This window comes from Anabaena sp. CCY 9910, from assembly GCF_963920875.1.
GTDB lineage: Bacteria > Cyanobacteriota > Cyanobacteriia > Cyanobacteriales > Nostocaceae > Trichormus > Trichormus variabilis.
This window is the reverse complement of the sequence record NZ_CAWUDJ010000001.1, coordinates 244,915-266,450: the sequence shown is the minus strand read 5'-3', so window position 1 is coordinate 266,450 and position 21,536 is coordinate 244,915. Positions and strand designations below refer to the sequence as shown.

22 protein-coding genes are annotated in these 21,536 nt (G+C 41.4%); 9 read left to right on the top strand and 13 right to left on the bottom strand.

Annotated elements, in window-relative coordinates; translation table 11 throughout:
* Nucleotides 1–162 (bottom strand): hypothetical protein, encoded by a 162-nt coding sequence (locus tag ACM5QX_RS01130; protein WP_153228461.1) that lies wholly within the window; start codon nucleotides 160–162, stop codon nucleotides 1–3.
* A 242-nt stretch (nucleotides 163–404) separates the two neighbouring features.
* On the opposite strand from ACM5QX_RS01130, the gene murC reads away from it, so the two are divergent.
* The 4 genes from murC (at nucleotide 405) to ACM5QX_RS01110 (ending at nucleotide 4,237) form a co-directional block, all read left to right on the top strand.
* Nucleotides 405–1,889 (top strand): UDP-N-acetylmuramate--L-alanine ligase, encoded by a 1,485-nt coding sequence (gene murC / locus ACM5QX_RS01125; protein WP_414752024.1) that lies wholly within the window; start codon nucleotides 405–407, stop codon nucleotides 1,887–1,889.
* Between the two features lie 120 nt (nucleotides 1,890–2,009).
* Complete coding sequence (gene murB / locus ACM5QX_RS01120; protein WP_414752023.1) at nucleotides 2,010–3,005, top strand: UDP-N-acetylmuramate dehydrogenase; 996 nt, start codon at nucleotides 2,010–2,012, stop codon at nucleotides 3,003–3,005.
* A gap of 184 nt (nucleotides 3,006–3,189) precedes the next feature.
* The gene (locus ACM5QX_RS01115; RefSeq protein WP_010999193.1) at nucleotides 3,190–3,537 is read left to right on the top strand and encodes a YbaB/EbfC family nucleoid-associated protein; all 348 of its coding nucleotides are present in this window, start codon (nucleotides 3,190–3,192) and stop codon (nucleotides 3,535–3,537) included.
* A 214-nt stretch (nucleotides 3,538–3,751) separates the two neighbouring features.
* Complete coding sequence (locus tag ACM5QX_RS01110; RefSeq protein ID WP_414752022.1) at nucleotides 3,752–4,237, top strand: low molecular weight protein-tyrosine-phosphatase; 486 nt, start codon at nucleotides 3,752–3,754, stop codon at nucleotides 4,235–4,237.
* A 25-nt stretch (nucleotides 4,238–4,262) separates the two neighbouring features.
* Here the strand turns inward: ACM5QX_RS01110 and ACM5QX_RS01105 are convergent, their stop codons facing one another.
* Nucleotides 4,263–4,946 carry a response regulator transcription factor gene (locus ACM5QX_RS01105; RefSeq protein ID WP_041456206.1) on the bottom strand — a complete coding sequence of 228 codons (684 nt, stop codon included), beginning with the start codon at nucleotides 4,944–4,946 and terminating at the stop codon, nucleotides 4,263–4,265.
* 660 nt (nucleotides 4,947–5,606) lie between these two features.
* Between ACM5QX_RS01105 and smpB the strand changes: the two genes are divergently transcribed.
* Nucleotides 5,607–6,074, top strand: a complete 468-nt coding sequence (gene smpB / locus ACM5QX_RS01100) for an SsrA-binding protein SmpB (RefSeq protein ID WP_011319109.1) — start codon at nucleotides 5,607–5,609, stop codon at nucleotides 6,072–6,074.
* 31 nt (nucleotides 6,075–6,105) lie between these two features.
* On the opposite strand, the gene ACM5QX_RS01095 is transcribed toward smpB, so the two are convergent.
* A complete protein-coding gene (locus tag ACM5QX_RS01095) occupies nucleotides 6,106–6,297 on the bottom strand; it encodes a hypothetical protein (protein WP_414752021.1) in 192 nt (63 codons plus the stop codon).
* On the opposite strand from ACM5QX_RS01095, the gene ACM5QX_RS01090 reads away from it, so the two are divergent.
* Nucleotides 6,296–6,583: a WGxxGxxG family protein gene (locus tag ACM5QX_RS01090; protein ID WP_414752020.1), complete on the top strand. Its 288-nt coding sequence runs from the start codon at nucleotides 6,296–6,298 to the stop codon at nucleotides 6,581–6,583. The two genes, ACM5QX_RS01095 and ACM5QX_RS01090, sit on opposite strands and share 2 nt — an antisense overlap.
* 258 nt (nucleotides 6,584–6,841) lie before the next feature.
* Here ACM5QX_RS01090 and ACM5QX_RS01085 read toward each other — a convergent pair whose 3' ends face one another.
* Nucleotides 6,842–8,269: an IctB family putative bicarbonate transporter gene (locus ACM5QX_RS01085; RefSeq protein ID WP_414752019.1), complete on the bottom strand. Its 1,428-nt coding sequence runs from the start codon at nucleotides 8,267–8,269 to the stop codon at nucleotides 6,842–6,844.
* A 167-nt stretch (nucleotides 8,270–8,436) separates the two neighbouring features.
* Nucleotides 8,437–9,993, bottom strand: coding sequence for a GAF domain-containing protein (locus ACM5QX_RS01080; RefSeq protein WP_414752018.1), 1,557 nt, complete (start codon nucleotides 9,991–9,993; stop codon nucleotides 8,437–8,439).
* Between the two features lie 850 nt (nucleotides 9,994–10,843).
* Between ACM5QX_RS01080 and ACM5QX_RS01075 the strand changes: the two genes are divergently transcribed.
* A complete protein-coding gene (locus ACM5QX_RS01075; protein WP_414752017.1) occupies nucleotides 10,844–11,371 on the top strand; it encodes a hypothetical protein in 528 nt (175 codons plus the stop codon).
* A gap of 272 nt (nucleotides 11,372–11,643) precedes the next feature.
* On the opposite strand, the gene ACM5QX_RS01070 is transcribed toward ACM5QX_RS01075, so the two are convergent.
* From ACM5QX_RS01070 to ACM5QX_RS01045, 6 genes are all read right to left on the bottom strand, one after another.
* Nucleotides 11,644–13,047, bottom strand: coding sequence for a ferredoxin:protochlorophyllide reductase (ATP-dependent) subunit N (locus ACM5QX_RS01070; protein ID WP_414752016.1), 1,404 nt, complete (start codon nucleotides 13,045–13,047; stop codon nucleotides 11,644–11,646).
* Nucleotides 13,048–13,196: 149 nt separating this feature from the next.
* Complete coding sequence (locus ACM5QX_RS01065; RefSeq protein WP_414752015.1) at nucleotides 13,197–13,955, bottom strand: DUF5331 domain-containing protein; 759 nt, start codon at nucleotides 13,953–13,955, stop codon at nucleotides 13,197–13,199.
* Between the two features lie 29 nt (nucleotides 13,956–13,984).
* Nucleotides 13,985–14,851 (bottom strand): ferredoxin:protochlorophyllide reductase (ATP-dependent) iron-sulfur ATP-binding protein, encoded by an 867-nt coding sequence (gene bchL / locus ACM5QX_RS01060; protein ID WP_010999204.1) that lies wholly within the window; start codon nucleotides 14,849–14,851, stop codon nucleotides 13,985–13,987.
* Between the two features lie 592 nt (nucleotides 14,852–15,443).
* The gene (locus ACM5QX_RS01055; protein ID WP_414752014.1) at nucleotides 15,444–15,740 is read right to left on the bottom strand and encodes a TIGR02450 family Trp-rich protein; all 297 of its coding nucleotides are present in this window, start codon (nucleotides 15,738–15,740) and stop codon (nucleotides 15,444–15,446) included.
* Between the two features lie 39 nt (nucleotides 15,741–15,779).
* A complete protein-coding gene (locus ACM5QX_RS01050; protein ID WP_414752013.1) occupies nucleotides 15,780–15,905 on the bottom strand; it encodes a hypothetical protein in 126 nt (41 codons plus the stop codon).
* 66 nt (nucleotides 15,906–15,971) lie between these two features.
* Entirely contained in the window at nucleotides 15,972–16,598 is a 627-nt protein-coding gene (locus ACM5QX_RS01045; RefSeq protein WP_414752012.1) for a Uma2 family endonuclease, read from the bottom strand.
* 368 nt (nucleotides 16,599–16,966) lie between these two features.
* Between ACM5QX_RS01045 and clpB the strand changes: the two genes are divergently transcribed.
* The gene (gene clpB, locus ACM5QX_RS01040) at nucleotides 16,967–19,585 is read left to right on the top strand and encodes an ATP-dependent chaperone ClpB (protein WP_414752011.1); all 2,619 of its coding nucleotides are present in this window, start codon (nucleotides 16,967–16,969) and stop codon (nucleotides 19,583–19,585) included.
* Between the two features lie 222 nt (nucleotides 19,586–19,807).
* Here clpB and ACM5QX_RS01035 read toward each other — a convergent pair whose 3' ends face one another.
* Nucleotides 19,808–20,068, bottom strand: coding sequence for a hypothetical protein (locus ACM5QX_RS01035; RefSeq protein WP_011319120.1), 261 nt, complete (start codon nucleotides 20,066–20,068; stop codon nucleotides 19,808–19,810).
* 384 nt (nucleotides 20,069–20,452) lie between these two features.
* Between ACM5QX_RS01035 and ACM5QX_RS01030 the strand changes: the two genes are divergently transcribed.
* Nucleotides 20,453–20,827 carry a DUF4870 domain-containing protein gene (locus tag ACM5QX_RS01030; RefSeq protein WP_414752010.1) on the top strand — a complete coding sequence of 125 codons (375 nt, stop codon included), beginning with the start codon at nucleotides 20,453–20,455 and terminating at the stop codon, nucleotides 20,825–20,827.
* 115 nt (nucleotides 20,828–20,942) lie between these two features.
* Here ACM5QX_RS01030 and rdgB read toward each other — a convergent pair whose 3' ends face one another.
* Nucleotides 20,943–21,521, bottom strand: coding sequence for an RdgB/HAM1 family non-canonical purine NTP pyrophosphatase (gene rdgB / locus ACM5QX_RS01025; RefSeq protein ID WP_414752009.1), 579 nt, complete (start codon nucleotides 21,519–21,521; stop codon nucleotides 20,943–20,945).
* Nucleotides 21,522–21,536: the final 15 nt, after the last annotated feature.

Here is a 21,536-nt window from a genome sequence, read left to right as displayed (position 1 = left end):
TTATACCTTGGCTATCTGCAATTGAAAATGATTTTCATCGCCAATATGAGATTTTAATAAATTCATGCCTTGGCTTGATGAAATATTAGAACAGGTTTCGCTACGAATGTAGTCATCATGTAGCCAACACCAGTAAGGAATCGGAAAATATGTATTTGACATTACAAGAATTTCTTTCCCGATATGACGAAAATTTACAGAATAATCATAGAAACAGTATAGAAATAGCAAAAACCTCTAACCAAGGTAAAATCATTCTCAATAATCTAAATCTCAGTAGAAATTCCTTAGAAATTCATTCCTGAAAAAGATATAGGAGTAGTTACAGTAAAAATCCAAATCCTGTTATGATACGCGTGTTATTTGTGATTGATGGTGTGGTGTGGTGATAAGAGGAGTAATCAATGAATAATAGTGTAGATTTCGGCGGTAGACCATTTCATTTTATCGGAATCGGCGGTATAGGGATGTCTGCCCTGGCATACGTTCTTGCAAAACGCCAGTTGCCAGTGTCAGGTTCTGACCTTCGTCCCAATCATATTACGCGCAAGTTGGAATCTATCGGCGCGCATATTTTTAGTAGACAAGAAGCGAGTAATCTTGAATTCTTTGGCTCTAAAGTTAGCTCTACTGAAATAGAATTAAATACACAAGAAATGTTTCCGCTTGGCAAGTCAACATTGCCTCAAGTGGTTTGTTCAACAGCAATTAACTCAAATAATTTAGAATACCAAGCAGCAATAGAATTAGGATGCCCAATTTTACATCGTTCAGATGTACTAGCGGCTTTAATTAACGATTATCATAGTGTTGCCGTAGCAGGAACTCATGGCAAAACGACAACTAGTAGCATGATTGGTTATATGTTACTAGAAGCGGGTTTAGATCCAACAATAATTGTTGGTGGAGAAGTAAATGCTTGGGAAGGCAATGCCAGATTGGGACAAAGTCCTTATTTAGTAGCTGAGGCAGACGAATCAGATGGCTCCCTGGTCAAACACGCTCCAGAAATTGGTATTATCACTAATATTGAATTAGATCATCCTGACCATTACGACACCTTAGAAGAAGTCGTTGATATCTTTCAAACATTTGCCAAGGGTTGTAAAACCTTAATTGGTAGTGTTGATTGTGCAACAGTGCGCGAGTTGCTTCGCACCGCCTCTAGCGATCGCCAACAACCAACTATTACTTATAGTCTTCATCAAGATACTGAAGCTGACTACACCGTTACTAATATAGACTACCGTGCTGACGGTACCACTGCTTTAGTCTGGGAAAAAGGCAAAGCATTAGGTGTGCTGAAATTAAAATTACTCAGTCGCCATAATCTGAGTAATGCTCTAGCCGCAGTAGCTGTTGGTCGTCTAGTGGGTCTAGAATTTGGGGAAATTGCCAAAGGTATCGCTGGTTTTGAAGGTGCAAGACGACGCTTTGAATTCCGTGGTGAAGTCGATGGTATTACCTTCATTGATGACTACGCTCATCATCCCAGTGAAATCCGGGCTACATTGGCTGCTGCAAGGCTTCAAGCCAGACCTGGACAAAGAGTAGTAGCTATCTTTCAACCCCACCGTTATAGTCGCACCTTGACCTTTTTAGAAGAATTCTCTGAGTCTTTCAGTCATGCCGATTTGGTAGTACTGACTGATATTTACAGTGCAGGGGAACCCAATTTAGGACTAATTAGTGGTGAACAGTTGGCAGAAAAAATTGCTCAAGAACACCCACAGGTAGTTTATCAACCAACTTTATCTACAGTGTGTGAGTATTTATTAAAAAATCTCCGCCCTGGTGATTTGGCTTTATTCCTGGGTGCAGGAAATTTAAATCAGGCAATTCCCGAAATCATTACCACACTGTGCGAACCTGCGACAGCCACATTGTGAGGACACTCACCAATGAAGGCTTTTATCTAAGCCAAGTGTTTACTTAGCAACAGTTTTATCGAAATTGCTGTAGTTTTACGGCAGATAAATGTAAAAATTTCACAATTAATTGATGTAAAGATGAAAATTTCCCAGGCAGTTGGAAACGCCTGTACAGTTCCTGCTTCCAATGTAGAGACACACAATAACAATCCTTCAAGAGAAAGTAAAATTATTTACTTACCCGGTACTAATTGCGAGATTAAGTCTCAAGCTCTGTTATCCGCATTTACTTCTTATAGAGTCGGGGGAGCAGCTGAACTGTATGTTGCCCCTCGCAACATAGAAGCATTGCAAGCCAGCCTCAAATATGCACAAGAGCATAACCTCAGAGTAACAACTCTCGGTGCAGGTTCTAACTTGTTAGTGAGCGATCGCGGCATCTCCGGCTTGGTCATTGCTACTCGTCATCTACGTTACAATCATTTTGACCACCAAACCGGTCAAGTAACTGTAGCTGCTGGAGAATCAATTCCTAGCTTGGCGTGGGAAATAGCAAAACTGGGATGGCAAGGGTTTGAGTGGGCTGTAGGTATCCCTGGAACCGTTGGTGGTGCTGTAGTGATGAATGCTGGAGCGCATAATAGCTGTATCGCAGATATATTAGTTAGCGCTCAAGTACTTTCGCCTGATGGCACAATAGAAACACTAACTCCTGAAGAATTGGGTTATGGGTATCGTACTTCATTACTACAAGGTAGCAATCGCGTAGTCACCCAAGCCACATTCCAACTGCAACCAGGCTTTGATCCTGCCTACGTCACAGCCACAACCAGAGAACACAAGCAGATGCGGTTAACCACTCAACCCTACAACTTCCCCAGTTGTGGTAGTGTGTTCCGCAACCCTAAACCTTATTCGGCAGGCTGGTTAATCGAACAATCAGGATTAAAAGGCTATCAAATAGGTGGCGCACAAGTAGCACATCTCCACGCTAATTTTATAGTTAATCGCGGAGGAGCCAAAGCTAACGATATCTTCTGCCTCATCCGCCACATCCAGCAGGAAGTTCAAGAACGCTGGTCGATCTTATTAGAGCCAGAAGTCAAAATGCTGGGTGAATTTCAGGCGGCGTGAGTAATTGGGTACTGCTGAGATAGGGCTACGGGAGTGATGCCAAGAAAAAAACATAGTTTTTGTTCTTATCCTTCCATTTAGCCCTCCCCAGTCCCTAAAGTTTTGGTAAAAAAAGAGGCAAACTGCCCACCACATCTATAATTGAATTTGATTTGTTATTCAACGCACACACGGACTATCAATTATGACAGGAAAAGGACAAGGATTTGGCTTCGGCTTGGGAAAAATGAAAGAACTAGCCGAAGCTTTCAAAAAAGCACAACAAGTTCAAGAAGGTGCAAAAAGACTCCAAGAAGAATTGGAGCAAATGGAAATTCAGGGAGAAGCTGGCGGTGGACTTGTGAAGGTAATTGTCAGTGGCAACCAAGAACCAAAGCGAGTAGAAATTTCCCCAGATGCTTTAGCACAGGGGGCAGATTTACTTTCCGACTTGGTAACAGCTGCAATGAAAGATGCTTATATCAAGTCTACAGCCACGATGCGAGAACGCATGGAAGACTTAACCAGTGGGTTAGAACTACCTGGATTTTAGTCATTAGTCATTAGTCATTAGTCAATGGTCATATAGTCAACAAATTTGGAGACTATAGACTTTGGACTACTGACTTTTGACTTGGTTTGAGGTGATTTTTCTATATTTATAACCTGTTATAATTACGAGTTGAGTTGGCGTTACTCTTTTGTGCAAAAAGCTGTAAGGATGCTTTGCCAGCTCGAATATTACTAGGAATTACCAGTTATCACTTATGCCTTACAAACTGCTGTTTGTCTGCTTGGGGAATATCTGTCGCTCACCATCGGCAGAGAATATTATGAACCATCTGATTGAGCAGGCAGGTTTAAGCAATAGTATTATTTGTGACTCGGCTGGTACTTCTAGCTATCACATTGGTAGTTCACCTGACCGACGGATGAGTGCTGCTGCTGTTACGAAGTTGGGAATTAAACTGCGGGGACAGGCTAGACAATTTGTCAAATCTGACTTCCAAGAATTTGACCTCATCCTAGCTATGGATCGAGACAACTATGACAACATCATCGCCCTTGACCATACTGGACAGTATCACAACAAAGTCAGTTTAATGTGTGAGTTTTGTTCGCGTCATAACCTGAAGGAAGTTCCAGATCCTTATTATGGTGGGACAGAAGGGTTTAATCAGGTGATTGATTTGCTGGTTGATGCCTGTGAGGGTTTACTGCAACATATTACCAGCCAGCAACTAGAAGCATAACTAGCACTCGAATTAGAGACAGATGTTACTCTACTAAACCATGTGTAATGGCAAAACGCACGAGTTCGGCCCGGTTGCTGGTGGTAGTTTTTCTCAGTAGACTACTAACGTATTTTTCCACGGTTCTGGGACTCAAGTGTAATTGATGCCCTATTTCGATATTAGACAAACCATGAGTTAACATTTCCAAGACTTCTTGCTCTCTCGGCGTTAAAGATGAGAGTAGGTGCGATTTTTCCACATGGGTGAATACAGAGTGATGACTCTCCACAATTTTGCTAGGGAGGGGGCTGCCTGAATTGTCTTTTTGAGAAAATCGATATTCAGATTGAATGATTTGCGATCGCTCTAACAGATTATGAATTGCTGCTGCTAACTCTTCTAGTTCAAAAGGTTTAGGTAAGTATAAATCACATCCCGACTGATAACCAAGAATTCTTTCCTGGGTTCTCGTACGCGCTGTTAATAAAATTACAGGTAATAAACGGAATGGAGGTTGCTGACGAACTCGACGCACCAACTCATAACCATTCATTCTTGGCATCACAATATCAGTCACGATTAAATCAGGATGGTATACTTCCACCATAGTCAAAGCTTCCTGACCATCATTAGCCGTAATCACTGAATAGCCAGACAGTTCTAGGTAATCACTAATAGACAGACGAGTGCCCAGATCGTCATCCACTACAAGGATCGTCAAGGGCATGGACAATACACCCCTAGCATTATTTTTTACTGAGATTATCTCTACAAGCTCCATCTATGAACACCCATAAAATAGTGTTCTCATGTTTCATACTATGACAGGATTAGCGGCTAATGACTGGTCTAAAAGTAATTTATAAAGAAAATCTTAAATTATTTATTTAGCTAACTAACTTCAAAGCTGCTTTAAGCTCTAGTTAAAGAAAAGCACAGTGAATTTTGTAATTCTTCACAAACAACTAAGGTATAGATAGCTATTCTTAAACAAAGTATACATGAACACTAACTTTTCTAACATCTATATTTAGGGAAAATTTTCCATTCAAAGGGAGAAACGCTAAATTATATAGATATGAGCAAGAGTTAGTTCAACATTTATTATAGTGGGTTAATATACACTGCTGAATTCACTATAGGACTCCTAGAGCATCGATTCAGTAATTAAAAACCTACACCTGTCAGCCCAGACCCCTTCCCTACGAGGCAAGGGGGAGCCAAACGCCCTTTTCCTCGTAGGGGCTAAAAATCTGAGCAGAGGCTTCCTCCGTTGGTGTAGCCCGCCGCAGGCATCAGAACTTTTCAAGGCAGAGGGGTAGGGGGAGAGACTCTAGCATCCATTCAAACTATTTTTGCAGTAAGTTTAAAACCAACCTAATTCTCAATGAGCGATAAGAGCGAAAGTTACAAAGTAATTACTGATAATCGACAAGCCCGTTACTTGTACGAAATTCTGGAAACTTTTGAAGCCGGCATTCAGTTGACGGGAACAGAGGTTAAGTCAATTCGTGCAGGGAAAGTAAACCTTCAGGATGGTTATGCTTTGCTTCGAGATGGCGAAATATGGCTAATTAATGCCCATATCTCTCCCTATAACGCTAGTGGGCAGTATTTCAATCATGAACCAAGACGGACGCGCAAGCTGTTATTACACCGTCAAGAAATTCGGAAGCTGATTGGCAAGGTAGAGCAGCAGGGTTTGACATTAGTTCCCTTGAAAATGTACCTCAAACGTGGCTGGGTCAAAGTTAGTATTGCTCTCGGTAAGGGGAAAAAGCTCCACGATAAGCGAGAAAGTCTGAAACGTCGCCAAGACCAGCGTGATATTCAACGAGCAATGAAAAATTATTAGTTGTGATTGTTCCTCAATTACTCCACTGGAGTTAGACAGCTATGGCTTCGCCCGCCACAGGCATCCCAACAGTGGGTGGAATGTCATCACCACTAATAGAATGGTTGTATGTCCCCAGGTGAGTTAAGCAAATACAGAGTTTATAGCCGCAGATTGATTCTGCTAAGTTCAAGACTAGATAAAGTGGTGAGTAACTTTGGAAGCAACAAGGAACTCTCACCATGAACCGTGATTTTTCTAAAACTGTTGGCGCTGCTGTTCTCACTTTAAGTATGGCAACTTTGCCTTTGAGCTTACCAGCAAACGCTCAGGTACAGACTGCCCCTAGAACTGATGGCACTACGACCAGAACTTACGATCGCACCGCAGATCGTAACGATTTTGACTGGGGCTGGCTAGGCCTAATCGGTTTATTAGGCTTAGCTGGGTTAGCTGGTAAAAAGCGTGACGATGAGCCAACCCGGTATCGTGATCCTAGCGCGCCCGGTGCTAGTAGCTATCGGGAATAGATACTCAAAAAATTACCAGATAGAGAACAGGGGAAATGATACAAGACTGGAAGTCCCTTGTAATAAGTATTTTAGGGTTGGATTATGTATGAGTCTATCTGGTGACTTTTATACATATAGGCACGGCGGGAGATAGCTTGCTTGAAGAAATTTCTGGGTGCGGCTCCATTGATTGCCCAGTAAGAAAATTTCTTATATTAGCGATCGCCCAAACCAGAGCTTACCTGATGACACCGTGCCTCATTCTCCCATCAATATTTAGTTACTTGTGGGTTCCTCGTTAAATAAATTCAGTTCTTGACCTTGGTTTGCAGCTAAAGGTGTCCAATAGCTGGCAATGAGAGCAACCATTAACCACCAGAGAGTATTAACTTCCGGACGGAACCAGATAGTGTCTACCGTACCGTGAGCCAGCATTCCCAGCAACGTGGCTAAGGCACCAATTAACCAAAATCCTTGCACATTGGCAGATTGGCGCAGACGGCGCAGCTGAACGAATGCTGTATTAATAGTGACGATAATTAACCACAAAAAGCAAGCTAGACCAACAAAACCCATTTCCACAGCCACTTCTAGGAAAATGGAATAGGCGCTTAAAGCACTATAACGAGGTCTTTGGTAAAGAGGGTAGACTTTATTAAAAGAATTATGACCAGGGCCAATACCGATAATTGGGCGATCGCGGATCATCTCAAAAACAGCATCCCACACGTTGCGCCGGAAATTATTACTGCTATCTTGGCGATCGGCAAAAATGCTGAGAACCCGAAACCGGACTGGCTCGACAAATAACACCGCAATCAACAATACCCCTATTAAACCACCCAAAAGTATAGGTAACGACCAGGTTCGCCAAAAAGGCGGCATTTGCACACTCCACCAATAAACTAGCAATGCCGTCGCCACTAAAACTGCTACCAAAAGACCAATCCAGCCGCCACGACTATAAGTAAAAATTAAGCAAGCAGTATTTACACACAGCGTTGTGACAGCTAAAGATTTTCTTGCCCAGCCCTGCCAGACAAAAACTGCCATGAGGCTAAAAATCACCGCAGGCACTAAATAACCAGCCAACAAATTGGGATTGCCTAAATAACTGTAAACTCTTGTAGTTTTAGACAAGGTGGACTCTGGATCAACCCAAGTCGCCAGTGGAGGCGCACCAAAACGCCATTGTCGCATTCCATATATACTGACAACCAGTGATGCAGATAGGTAGAGGTTAATGATCCAAGACCTCAGGCGCGGCGACCTCAACACCCTGGCGCAAAGAGCAAATAATAACAAATACAAAGTCAAGGTTAACAAGTCAGTTAATGCTGCCTTCTTGACTGGTGATAATGCCGTTGCAACAGCAGCAATTCCCCAATAGAGCAACACCAACAGATGTATAGGAGTCACAAGGGAGTTATTGCTTGATGAAGGCTCATCAGATAAAGTCAACAACAACCAAAAACCTACGCAAGCTATCAGCAGCACGCCAACAAGGGTGCTAGAGACAAAAGGAGCCAAAACATATATCAAGCTGAGTAACGCAGCTGCAATAATGTCTCCCCACTGAAGTAAGAAACTAGTTTGTCGCCAAGCAGACAACTGTCCCACCAGGAACCGATGTAAGTAACTTGTGGCTAGAAACTGTTTTACAGGTAAAGACGATAAAGTAAATCGTTGCCAGACTAAATTCATAAAACAAGCTGCGCTTGATTAGCCAGATCCTACTGAACTTGGACTTAATCATAATGCGGCTCATTATAAAAAGGTAATAACTCAAATTGCAAATTATTAATTCCTATCAATGCTGGCTAAAGTCAAGCATTCAGTCATCATCATGCACTGGATAATAGAACCATTGATCAACTTTCACTAACTTCCGGAGTTTTTGCCAACTGTAATGGTAAGTTCACTAGATAACGATGTCCTGATTCCCGTGAACCTTGAATGGAAATTTGTCCACCATGCAATTCAGCCAACTGACAACTCAACAACAAACCCAGGCTTTCACGGGACAAATTACCTTTATTTTTGCTGGAATCACTATCAGGATTTACAGCCAGAAGATCAGAATAAGAATCAGCTAAGGATCGTAACTTTTCCAGTGTCACAGGTAAACTTCTTGTTTCTTCCTTGGGTTCGGGAGGTACGCTGTAGGTAGCAGCATCAGCAGCCAAATCCATGACAGACAAGGAGTTGAGGCGGAAATATGGATCAACATCAGTAATCCCATCCCCTAACCAAGGGTGAGAAACCCAAACAGTAATATTCAGCGCATTTTCTTTATATGAGACATGAATACGCACAATACTGCCAGTAGCAGAGAATTGAATCACACTAAAAATTAGGTGATACAGCATTTGCCGAACTTTGTCTTTATCCAAAGGCCAAATACGGCTACGTCCTGGTTCTATAGACAAGCGAATGTCTTGTTCACGACGATTAGCTGCTTCCTCTAAAGTATTAATAGCTTGTTGACACAGCATTTCAATGTCTACAGGAGTGACATTCAATACATTGGCTTTTTCATCTATTGCTCCTAGCTCGGTAATTTCATTCACTAAAGAGAGTAAATACCGACCACTGTGTTGGATTATATCTAGATATTCACGTTGCTTCGTTGTCAGAGGCCCATAAATCTCACGTCCCAACACACTTGCCATCCCTAATACGGATGTCAAGGGTGTACGTAATTCTTGAGTTAGTTGTGCCAAAAGTTCTATTTTGACCTGCTTGGTTGAATGTGAATCTTGTTCTACTTCTACATGAGGCGGAGTCAGTTTAGTCTCATTAGGCTCATCATGAGGTATGAACGTAGGCGCACTCTTGAAGCTAATTTGCTCTGATTTTACCTGCATCAATAGGCGATTGCGCTCGAATTCGCTCATGCTCCAACGGGCGATAATTTGTAAAAATTCAACATCCCTGTTGGTAAAATTGCGCGGGACTAAATCCATCACTGCTAATGCACCAAGGCAATTTCCCGCAGCATCAATTAAGGGAGCGCCTAGATAAGCACGAATACCATAATCTTGGATCAGCTTACCAGTTGCTAGCGCCGGATCTGTCACTCTTAATGTATCATTAATAACAAGTATCTGATGGCTATCTACTACTTGTGTACAGAACGACTCTTGGCGTAACAACTGACGGCTCTGAGCCAAATGATTCATTAGTCCCAGTCTAGATAAGCCTACCGCCGATTTGAACCAATGACGCTCTTGATCGATAAAACCCAAAATAGAAATTGGTGCTTCTAAAAAATGAGCCGCAGTTTGAGTTGCTTCCTCAAAAACCGGTATTGTTTCTAGTTGTCGCAAACCTAATTCTGACAATGCTTTGAGGCGTTGTTGTTCTCTTGTGTCCTGAGAAACCCAACCGTCCTTGAGGGCAAATAATTTGTTTTCCGGCTCCACCATTGCCACCACTACCTTAATAAATTTTCGATAATGTAATTTATATAACCACTTAAGCAGGGTTATGATTTCCTATCCTTAAGCATTCCCCAATTTGACTGCTGATAAACAAGTTGGGAATAAAATTTTTCTTCCCGTGATGAAAATCATGTCAATGGTTATGTATTATGTCCTACTAGTAAATATTACGCGACAGTATGATGCCTTAAATATTTTTGGTGTTTTAAATCTGAGTGAGTGTTAGTTTGTAATCCAAAATGGGTACTATAAAAACTTAATACTCTAGTCTTAAAAATATACTAGTTTGACTATTTATATATACTGTTATCAACAAATGTCCTATTAATAGAAAAGCCTAATATCTTTTACGGTTTATCTGCTATGCAGATCTAATAGTAGAGAAGATTCTCAACAAAATAGCTCTATTATTATCCGTTTTTATTGAACATCATTAATTAGCTAATTAACCAATTTCATTATTTGTTGTTTACATAATTTTACTATTAAATTAATTTTCTTCATAATTCTTGACGGATAAAATAAAACTCTCAAGTTCGAGAAAATTGAGAGTTTTATTTGGCGATCGCTCTTTTTTGCTTTTTGTTTTTTAGGGGTTTAAAAATAGATTTGATTGGGATTATATATAGTGTCAGTATTTAATTTCTGAAATTATACTTAGGGGTGTTATTCCATTTATTTGAAATTACAAAAAAGACGATCAATGTTCAGGTTATTTCATCAAAATTTTAGGGAAATATAAATTTAGAAGTTATTGATTAATAAAATGTCTGGATTCAAGGTAAGTCAATTCGCAACAAACCCTTAGATACCTTAAAATAATTTGGAGATAGATATGATTGAGTTAACTAGACTCAAGTGGAGCAAAAATGTCAATTATCAAAGCGAGAAAGTGGAGTACTGGGATTATAGAATAGATGAAGTTTCCAAAATTGTTATCTTGCATTGGAGAAAGGGGCAAGAAGAAAATGCACGAAAGCCTAAGGAAGGAGACTTGCTAATTATTAGACAACACGCTCATGTAACACACATCGTTAAATTTTTTAATAACACTATTTATTATGATGGTTCTGACTCTGAATTTAGTACTGGCCGTTTAATTCAAATCATTTGGAAGGCAAATGATTTGAAAAATCTTGTCCACACAAGTCATTTGTACAATCTTCCACACAATACAGAAGTATTTGGTTGTCCAGTAGTGTTTCCGCCAAATGGAAAAGCTCACTCTTTAGAAAGCATTAATATTTTTAATGAATATTGGAGTAAACATGGTGGGATGGTTGGATTTCATAATTATGTCAAGGGTGTTTTAGATAAGAAAGGAGAATGGCTACAGCCGTTAATTGAGCTTGAGCTAAGATAGTTAGTATTGCTTAATACCAATTCTCTATGAAGTTGCACCAAATATAATTATGTAGAGACGTTGCATGCAACGTTTCTACAGTACAGAATAAAGTGCATCTATGGCTATGCCAGGCAAGCTACATCAAGAAACGGTATAGGTATAAATGTGATATTTTTTGAGCAAATTATGGGAAATTAAACTTTTACTGTCAATCTTAATTTATACAGTATAAAAAAAGCGAACTTCCGGGTTCGCCTTCAATCATTCTCTTGGTTTTTGAAAATCCAAATCTAAATCTTTGCTTCTTCCCTCACCAATTTATCCCAACCTAAATCTTTCAAATTATTATTACGACGTAGGGGACGAGTTACTAATTCTAAAATATCCCGCGCATTGGTAAAGCCGTGAATCTGAGCAAAGGTGAACTCTACAGACCACTTAGTATTAATACCCCTTGCTTCCAGTGGGTTAGCATGAGCCATACCGGTAATGACTAAATCTGGCTTTAAATCATAAATTCGTTGTACTTGGTTATAGTTATCTGGCTTTTCTACCATTTTGGGGAAAGGTACACCCATTTCTTGACAGGCTTTCTCTAACATTGCCAATTCAGCAGCTTGATAGCGCTTATCCATGTAGGGAATACCAACTTCATGAACAGTCATCCCGCAGCGTACTAAGAACCGCGCTAAGGAGACTTCTAACAAGTTGTCCCCCATGAAGAAAACAGACTTGCCACGAATTAATTTTACGTAGTCTTCTAAGCCTGCCCAAATTTGTGCTTCTCGCTCATCCAAACCTTTTGGTGTAATGCCAAACACAGAGCAAATTTTCTCAATCCAAGCGCGAGTTCCATCGGGGCCTATTGGGAAGGGTGCGCCGATGAGTTTGCATTTGCGGCGACGCATTAAGGTTGTGGCTGTACGGCTGAGGAAGGGGTTGACACCAGCAACATAATAGCCTTCTTCTAATACTGGTAGTTCTGTAAAGCGCTTGGCGGGTAGCCAACCGGAAACTTTAATACCTTGTTTTTTGAGTTCTAAGGTTAACTGGGTAACCACGGGATCAGGAAGAGAACCGAAGAGAACCAAGGGTGGATGATCTACGTACTCTGATTCTTCTTGGGCTACTAATTCTTTTTTCTTGCCGAAATTTAAGAGTTTTTGAACGGCATTACGTTCGTTTTTCTCTGCTTCTGCTACGGGGGCTTTATCAGGACAACGATGAGCCATTGCAGCGAGAACGGTGTCTTCTCCTTGGGTGAAGGCGTAATCTAGACCGTTAGCACGGGCGACGACGATAGGAATGCCAAGTTCGCCTTCTAGCTTTGGTGCTAGTCCTTCCAAGTCCATTTTGATGATTTCGGTGGTGCAAGTGCCAATCCACACAATGACGCTGGGGTTGCGATCGCGCTTAATTTGTTCGCACAATCTTTTCAATTCCGCATAATCATTTAATTGTGCTGAAATATCCCCTTCTTCTAACTCTGCCATTGCATAGCGAGGTTCTGCAAAAATCATCACCCCCATCGCATTTTGCAGGAAATACCCGCAAGTCTTGGTTCCAATCACCAAAAAGAAGCTGTCTTCAATTTTTTGGTATAACCATGCCACGCAGCTGATGGGACAGAAGGTGTGGTAATTGCCAGTTTCACACTCAAAGTTTAAAGCTGTTGGTTCTTGAGCGATGGTCATTTTGCTGTTCTCCCCTTTGTTATTTAACGGCAGGTATTGGGAGGAGTGGTGATTGGGGAGTAGAAAGTGGTGATTATTTCCCTACTACCTATTCCCTGTTCCCTATTCCCTCTTTTTGGCACATAGCACCAACTACCAATTCCTAGTAATTATGTGTTGGGGAAGAGGCGGGCAATCTCCGATTCATCAAAAACGCCAGCCGGTAATTCTTCACCCAAAAAATCGTTATTATCTTCAGTTTTGTGTAGAGATGTTTCATCACCCCAAACATCTGACAACACATCACTGAAGGCATTCTCATCTGGTGTGTTCAACTCATTGAGAATTTGCTCTTCTAGTTTTCCTGCTGATGTGGTAGCGATATCGAAGTTAACGTCACCAAAATCTTCTGTTTCCTGGGTGGTTGTGTGGCGGAACTCGTCTTTTAATTGAGTTCCATTGGTCACAGAAATCTCATCCAGGTCGTTGAGGCTGGAAATCGAACCATCAATAATCAGAGTTTGATTGTCAGAATCTAAGCTAAAGCCGTTTGTTTCTGAGGTTGTAAAGGAATCCGCTTCTGCTCGATCTTCGATTTCAGCCGTCGGTTCATAGTGATGTTTTTCTACGTCAGCTTCTGAACCTGAATAGTTACCAAGAACAATGTCTGGGTCAAAATTCAACTCCAACACCTCAATTAAGGTATCGGCATCAGGATTCAATTTGGAAAAGGGAAACATTAACTGGGCTAGTTTTGGCTCCAGTGCGTTCACCACTCCCAGGATGAGGTAAGAAGGTGGTCGCTTGCCACCATCTGGTGTATATACTGAGTCCACTTCCATGTGGAGTTTAATCCAGTCACGATTGGCCTGAAAAAATTGCAGCCACTTCTGTCTAATTGAATCCGTAAAGCTATTAAAGAATGCCATGTTGACCCCATCCTGAAAATTCAGATGATTTATACAATCATCAAGTCTAGTTCCTCTTCAGGATTAGGAACCTGTGGTTTACCCGGATTTAAATAAAAATCTGATAATAAAGAAAATAATTCGCGATCGGGTGCATCGTTGGGTACGACACCTTCAGGACGTGCCAAAATCTGGTCGGCAATGCTGAGGTAGTAGTCGCAAACGTAGTTGAGAGAAGGGTCTGACTCTGCCATTTCAAATAAAGTCTTACCCTTAACGCGGGAAACCCGAATATCTTCAATCAAGGGCAGTACTTCTAAAACTGGCATTGGCACTGCTTCAACATACTTTTCAATCAAGTCGCGCTTGGAAGTACGGTTGCCAATCAGTCCGGCTAGACGTAGTGGGTGAGTCCTGGCTTTTTCTCTAACTGAAGCCGCAATCCGATTAGCTGCAAATAAAGCATCGAAACCATTATCGGTGACAATCATGCAGTAATCAGCATAGTTGAGTGGTGCGGCAAAACCGCCACAAACCACGTCACCCAAAACATCAAACAAGATGACATCGTATTCATCAAAGGCGTTGAGTTCTTTGAGTAGTTTTACGGTTTCACCTACAACATATCCACCACATCCCGCACCAGCAGGAGGGCCACCAGCTTCCACGCAGTCTACACCACCATAGCCTTTGTAGATGACATCTTCTGGCCAAACGTCTTCGTAGTGATAATCTTTTTCTTGGAGCGTATCAATAATAGTGGGAATCAAAAAACCAGTCAGGGTGAAGGTGCTGTCATGTTTAGGATCGCACCCGATTTGCAGCACTTTTTTACCGCGTTTGGCTAGGGCGACGGATATATTACAGCTAGTTGTGGATTTGCCTATCCCACCTTTTCCGTAGACTGCTAGTTTCACTGTAGTTTGCCTCTTATCGTTTTTTTATCAAACTTGTGGCTAAAACATTTTCCTTCACCTAGCCTCAGTTGGCGATGTGTGAGGTATGTGAGTTTGATTATTGACGAAACTACAGAGAAAAGAAAGGGGCAGTAAATATTTAAAATAGAGTAATCAAAGGCTAAAAAGCTAAATAATGTTTTTTAACATCTAAAAGTCTTTAAAAAGCAATATTTCGTTTATATATCATAAAATATAGTATTTTTTAAATTAAAAATATAAAAATAGTGACAATAGACAAAAAAACTGTATTTGTTTTGATTCAACAGTTTTTGTATATTTGGGCGAATATGAAAGCTATTGGAAGTTGGATTTGAGCTATCTAGAGGCGATCGCATACCGCCTAGCGTAGCTAACCGCCCCTGATACCGTGATTTCAGGGGGTTTGACTGTGGATGAATCAGAATAGCTCAATCTGGCGCTGAGTTAGTTAACACAGGCAGGGATCAATGCCAAATTATTCACCCTATGGTTGTGGCTGAACCACAATCATCGAAGGGATATTAGCTAAACAAAATAATTTTGTAAAAAAATATTAATTTTATAAATAAATCTATGCTTGGCTGGCATTCGAGGGCGTTTCCGATTCCAGGGTGGGGAATAACTTAGATTCCACGGACTCAATTTCCTGTAAAGATTGCCAGCCTGCTTGCCACTGGAAGCCGTCTTGTAATAGCTTGGCGTTCATCCAAAAACGGACATGGGGGTCACAAGCAGCCACCATCTCGGCATAAACCCATTTACCTTGATTTTTGCGGTTAACTACCTGGAAGTGTCGCCAACCATCTACTTTTTTCGTTGCTGTCCACTTGGAACCAACTAGATAAGGAAATTTTTGTTTTTTAGTCATTGGTCAAAAATAAGAAATTTTTTTGATATGGGGCTAATTTTAAGATGTTACTAAATCACAGTCGCAGGTAAATTTATGCTGTGATGGCGATCGCCTAGCCACATACTTAGTAGTTACAGCTTTACCTTGGGCATTAACTTTTAGTTCGATTATGTTAGGAGTCAAGAGATATGAAGCTGCAATCCTATTTTGAGAAGCTTGTCAGAGATATTTACATTTTAAGGAGACGAACTACGAATTAACTAAACCAGCTTGAAAAATTTGGTTGGGGGTGAGGTTTAATTCAGGAAAAGTTTGGGAGATAATAACATCATTATCTCGAAACTTACTGATTTGATATTCCCCGTCAACTAAATTACAGACTGAGATTGTTGGTTGTTTAGGACTACCGATAAAATTACGTCCACCTAACGCCGCATAATCGACAATCCAATATTCGGGGATACCCATCTCTTCATAGTCAGCATATTTTAAATAGTAATCGTCCCGCCAGTTGGTTGATACAATCTCAATTACCAAGGGGATTGATGCGCCCAAACTAATGGTAGATGTTTTTTGCCATAATGGTTCATTTATTAGATTTGTCTGATTTAGCACCAACACATCGGGAAAATAGCCAGAATCTTTTTCCAGAGGTCTAACTATAACTTGGTTGGGGATAATAAAAGGAAGGTCTAATCGAGCAAACTCCACTGTTACTTTTTTTGCTATAAAACCCTTTACTTCTTCGTGGTTTCCTACAGGTTGTGCCATTTCAACAATACTTCCATTATGTAGTTCGTAACGTATCCCGGAGTTTTCAGGTAGGCGATCAATAAATTCCTCAAAAGTTACTAGCTTGGGTATGGCTTGAGTCATAGCTGATAAAGAATTGCTGCTTTGGAAATATTATCTCTAATCTAGGTCTACTTCGAGCAACTCTACTGATGGGCAACGACTTAATCAAGATGAGGATATGGATTTATCAGACTGTCCAGAAGTTACGCCAGAGATGTTTGTTGTGTTATGCGCCTGTCTACTTATTATTTAGAGGAATTTTTAGTCAATTAACTGCATTTAGTTACTTACTGCTGCAAGAGGATGAGCAAATAGGGAAGTAATACTACTCTAGTAAGACGTGAAGACCGATCCCGGTGATGGTGCAACTCTCCGTAAAATGACGATATGAGAACAAATTGTTCTATCTGCATTTGAGCATTTAAATTTGGTCGTCCCTCAATCAGCCTATGCAACCTACGAATCCCAACCAATTTACAGAAAAAGCCTGGGAAGCGATCGCCCACACTCCTGAGATTGCTAAACAGCATCAACAGCAGCAGATAGAAAGCGAACACCTGATGAAGGCGCTACTGGAACAAGATGGTTTGGCCAGTGGGATTTTGACCAAAGCAGGTGTGAACTTACAAAAAATTGGCGATCGCACTGAACAATACATCCAACGCCAACCAAAAGTCTCAGGTAACAGCACTTCAGTCTACCTGGGGCGGAGTTTGGATACTTTGTTAGACCGGGCAGAAGCACATCGCAAAGATTTTAAAGACGAATATATTTCTATTGAACATTTATTGCTGGCTTACCCTAAAGACGATCGCTTCGGCAAAGGTTTATTCCAAGAATTCGCTTTAGACGAAAGCAAGCTTAAAAATATCATTAAACAAGTTCGTGGGAGCCAAACAGTGACTGACCAAAATCCAGAAGGCAAATACCAATCGCTGGAAAAATACGGGCGTGACCTCACAGAAGCAGCCCGTAAAGGTCAACTTGATCCAGTCATTGGGCGGGATGATGAGATTCGGCGTACCATCCAAATTCTTTCTCGCCGTACCAAAAATAACCCTGTGTTGATTGGTGAACCGGGTGTAGGTAAAACGGCGATCGCTGAAGGTCTAGCACAGCGTATCGTGGCTGGTGATGTACCCCAATCCCTGAAAGACCGCAAGCTAATCTCCTTAGATATGGGGGCGATGATTGCTGGGGCGAAATTCCGAGGAGAATTTGAAGAACGTCTGAAAGCAGTATTAAAAGAAGTCACCGAATCCGGCGGCAATATAGTTTTATTTATTGATGAAATTCATACCGTTGTCGGTGCGGGTGCAACTCAAGGGGCGATGGATGCCGGTAACTTGTTAAAACCCATGTTGGCGCGGGGTGAATTGCGTTGTATTGGGGCGACAACTTTAGATGAGTACCGCAAATATATCGAAAAAGATGCGGCACTAGAAAGACGCTTCCAACAGGTTTACGTAGACCAGCCTAGTGTTGAAGATACCATTTCTATTTTACGCGGCTTGAAGGAACGGTATGAAGTCCACCACGGGGTAAAAATTTCTGATAGTTCCTTAGTGGCTGCGGCTACATTATCCAGTCGTTATATTAGCGATCGCTTCCTCCCAGATAAAGCCATTGACTTGGTAGACGAAGCCGCCGCTAGACTAAAAATGGAGATTACTTCCAAGCCAGAAGAACTCGACGAAATCGACCGGAAGATTCTGCAATTAGAGATGGAAAAGCTATCTCTGCAAAAAGAAAGTGATGCAGCTTCCCGCGAACGCCTGGAAAGATTAGAGAAAGAACTGGCGGATCTCAAGGAAGAACAAAGAACCCTCAATACTCAATGGCAATCGGAAAAAGATGTTATTAATAAACTTCAGTCGGTGAAGGAAGAAATTGACAAGGTTAACTTAGAAATTCAGCAAGCAGAAAGAGATTACGACCTCAACCGCGCCGCCGAATTGAAGTATGGAAAGTTAACCGACTTGCACCGGAGACTGGAAGCGACAGAACGGGAATTAGCCCAAGCCCAAGGTACAGGTAAATCCCTGTTGCGGGAGGAAGTCACCGAAGCCGACATTGCGGAAATTATTTCTAAGTGGACAGGAATCCCCATTAGCAAATTAGTGGAATCGGAGAAAGAAAAACTACTACACTTAGAAGATGAACTCCATCATCGGGTAATTGGACAAGATGAAGCCGTTACAGCCGTCGCCGATGCCATTCAGCGATCGCGTGCTGGTTTGGCTGATCCCAATCGTCCCATTGCTAGCTTTGTTTTCTTGGGGCCGACAGGTGTAGGTAAAACTGAACTGGCGAAGGCGTTAGCGTCATATATGTTCGACACCGAGGAAGCAATGGTGCGGATTGATATGTCGGAATATATGGAGAAACACGCCGTTTCTCGGTTAATTGGTGCGCCTCCAGGGTATGTAGGTTACGAAGAAGGGGGACAACTTACAGAAGCAATTCGTCGCCGTCCTTACGCTGTGATTCTCTTTGACGAAATCGAGAAAGCCCACCCCGACGTATTTAATATTTTCTTGCAAATCCTCGATGATGGTCGCGTTACCGATGCCCAAGGTCATACCGTGGACTTCAAGAACACGATTATTATCATGACCAGTAACATTGGTTCCCAGTACATTCTGGATGTAGCTGGGGATAACTCACGTTACGATGAAATGCGCCATCGGGTGATGGAAGCGATGCGAAATAGCTTCCGTCCTGAGTTCCTCAACCGGATTGATGAGGTAATTATCTTCCACGGTTTAGATAAGAAAGAATTGCGGCAAATTGTCCAGTTGCAAGTGGAAAGGTTAAAGGCAAGATTAGGCGATCGCAAAATATCTCTCCGACTCTCCGATGCAGCACTAGACTTTTTGGCAGAAGTTGGATACGACCCAGTATTTGGGGCGCGTCCACTGAAGCGGGCGATTCAGCGCGAGTTAGAAACACAAATTGCTAAGGCAATTTTGCGCGGTGAATTTAACGATGGGGACACGATTTTTGTCGATGTGCAGAATGAAAGGTTGTCTTTTAGTCGCTTACCTGTTGAGGTATTTAGTAGTTAATTGAATCAAGATTGGTTCACGCAAAGACGCACCTCTGCGTCTTTGCTTTTTTTGTAATTTATAGCTGTCGCCAATAGTGTTAGGACATCAATAGATGATACAACCTAGATAAAACAAGACTTTTCACCCAGTCCCCAGTCCCCAATCCCCAGCAATATCATCAAAACTAGTTCTTTCTGGTACGTTGAGAGTGAGAGAAAGGCGATCGCCTTTCTCTCACTCTCAAGCATGGAGATTTGCTTGCTCTTGTAACCAAGGATCTACAGGCTGTCCATCTTTGCGACGCAATTCAATTTCTATAGCTATTACCTCTTTGGAACCAGGAGGAGCAGGTTTTTGATGAAAAATAATGTCATAGTCTAAGGGATTATGATTCCTTTCTTTCAACCACTCATGTACTTTTGTAGTGGCAAAGAACGATTGACCTTGCTCAAACATCCGAGTAATCTGCATTTGCAGCGTATAGGGATTTATCCGACCCATAATTTACTACCTTGTTTTAAAATTTCTTTATGCAGGCTAGTTACCTGCTGAACATACTCTAATATTAGATAGAGTTTTTAGAGACTTCCAGAAAAAAAATCTTCCAAATGTGGGGTGCGTCAGTCCTAGAAAACCTAGCTTTACCAAGAAATTATTCATACTGACGCACCCTACTAACCTGTCTTTAATTTTTAATTTTGAATTGATTCATTCTTTGAGTTTGGAAGTTCGGTAAACCTCATAGTCTAAATTTGGTGATTAGCACTCAAATTTAATCTATCTTTAGGTAATTTGCCATAATTGCTAGTTACGGTAAGCTCTAATTTGTAACCTGTAAAGTAACGGTTAGAATTAAAGCTAAGAAGTAATTGAGGAGCCACCAGGATGCAAGCAACATACGATTCTGATAAACGCAAATTGCTATCATCTCTGTGTCATGGGGCGATTTTTTTTAGTACAGCAATCTTTTCGATTGGTATTCCAATTGTTATTAACTTAATCTCTGACGATCCAGTAGTTAAAAGCAACGCCAAAGAATCGATTAATTTTCACTTTAATGTTTGGTTCTGGGCTACTGTAATTGGTGTACCGTTAGGTGTCTTATCATGGCTTACCTTCGGTATTGGCGGGATTTTGTTCTTTCCTATAGTAGCTTTAGGTTTTGCTATCCACTGGGGATTGACAGTCTGGGCGATTATACATTGTCTCAGCCAGTCTGATGTACCGTTCCGCTATCCATTTATTTTTAGAGTGTTTTAATGGTGCAGCAAGGCTCAAGCTGGACGTTAGATTTATAAGTAACCACAAACATTTTCTATTCGACTATTTTAGGCTTACCATCCCACTATGGTAAGTCTATATTTTATTCAGAACTTTAACTTAGTATAGCTGCCATTTTCGGAAGCAAAGACGCAAAAGCTTTACCGCGATGGCTGACAGATTTCTTCAATTCCGGTGTCATCTCGGCAAAAGTTAACTGCTTTTCGGGGACATAAAAAATTGGATCATATCCGAAACCACCGCTACCACGGGGTGCGTGGAGAATTTCACCTCGACAAATACCTTCTGCTTGTAGGGCGATCGCTCCATCAGGAGAGGCGATCGCTACTACACAGACAAACTGGGCTTGTCGGTTAACTTCACTACCTAATTCCTTCAATAACCGAGAAATTCTTTCTGCATCGGTTTTACCATAACGAGCAGAATACACCCCAGGAACACCATTGAGAGCATCTACTTGTAAACCAGAGTCATCGGCGATCGCCCAGTTTCCTGTAGCTTTAGCAACCTCAGAGGCTTTGAGACAAGCATTGGCAGCAAAGGTATCACCTGTCTCTTCAACGTCTAATTCTGCCGGCTTCAAAGTTAATTCCCAGTCGGTATTGGCCAGATAAGCCTGCATTTCCCGTAACTTACCTGCATTACTTGTAGCTACTACGAGGATTTTAGTCATTGGTTAGTTGTCAGT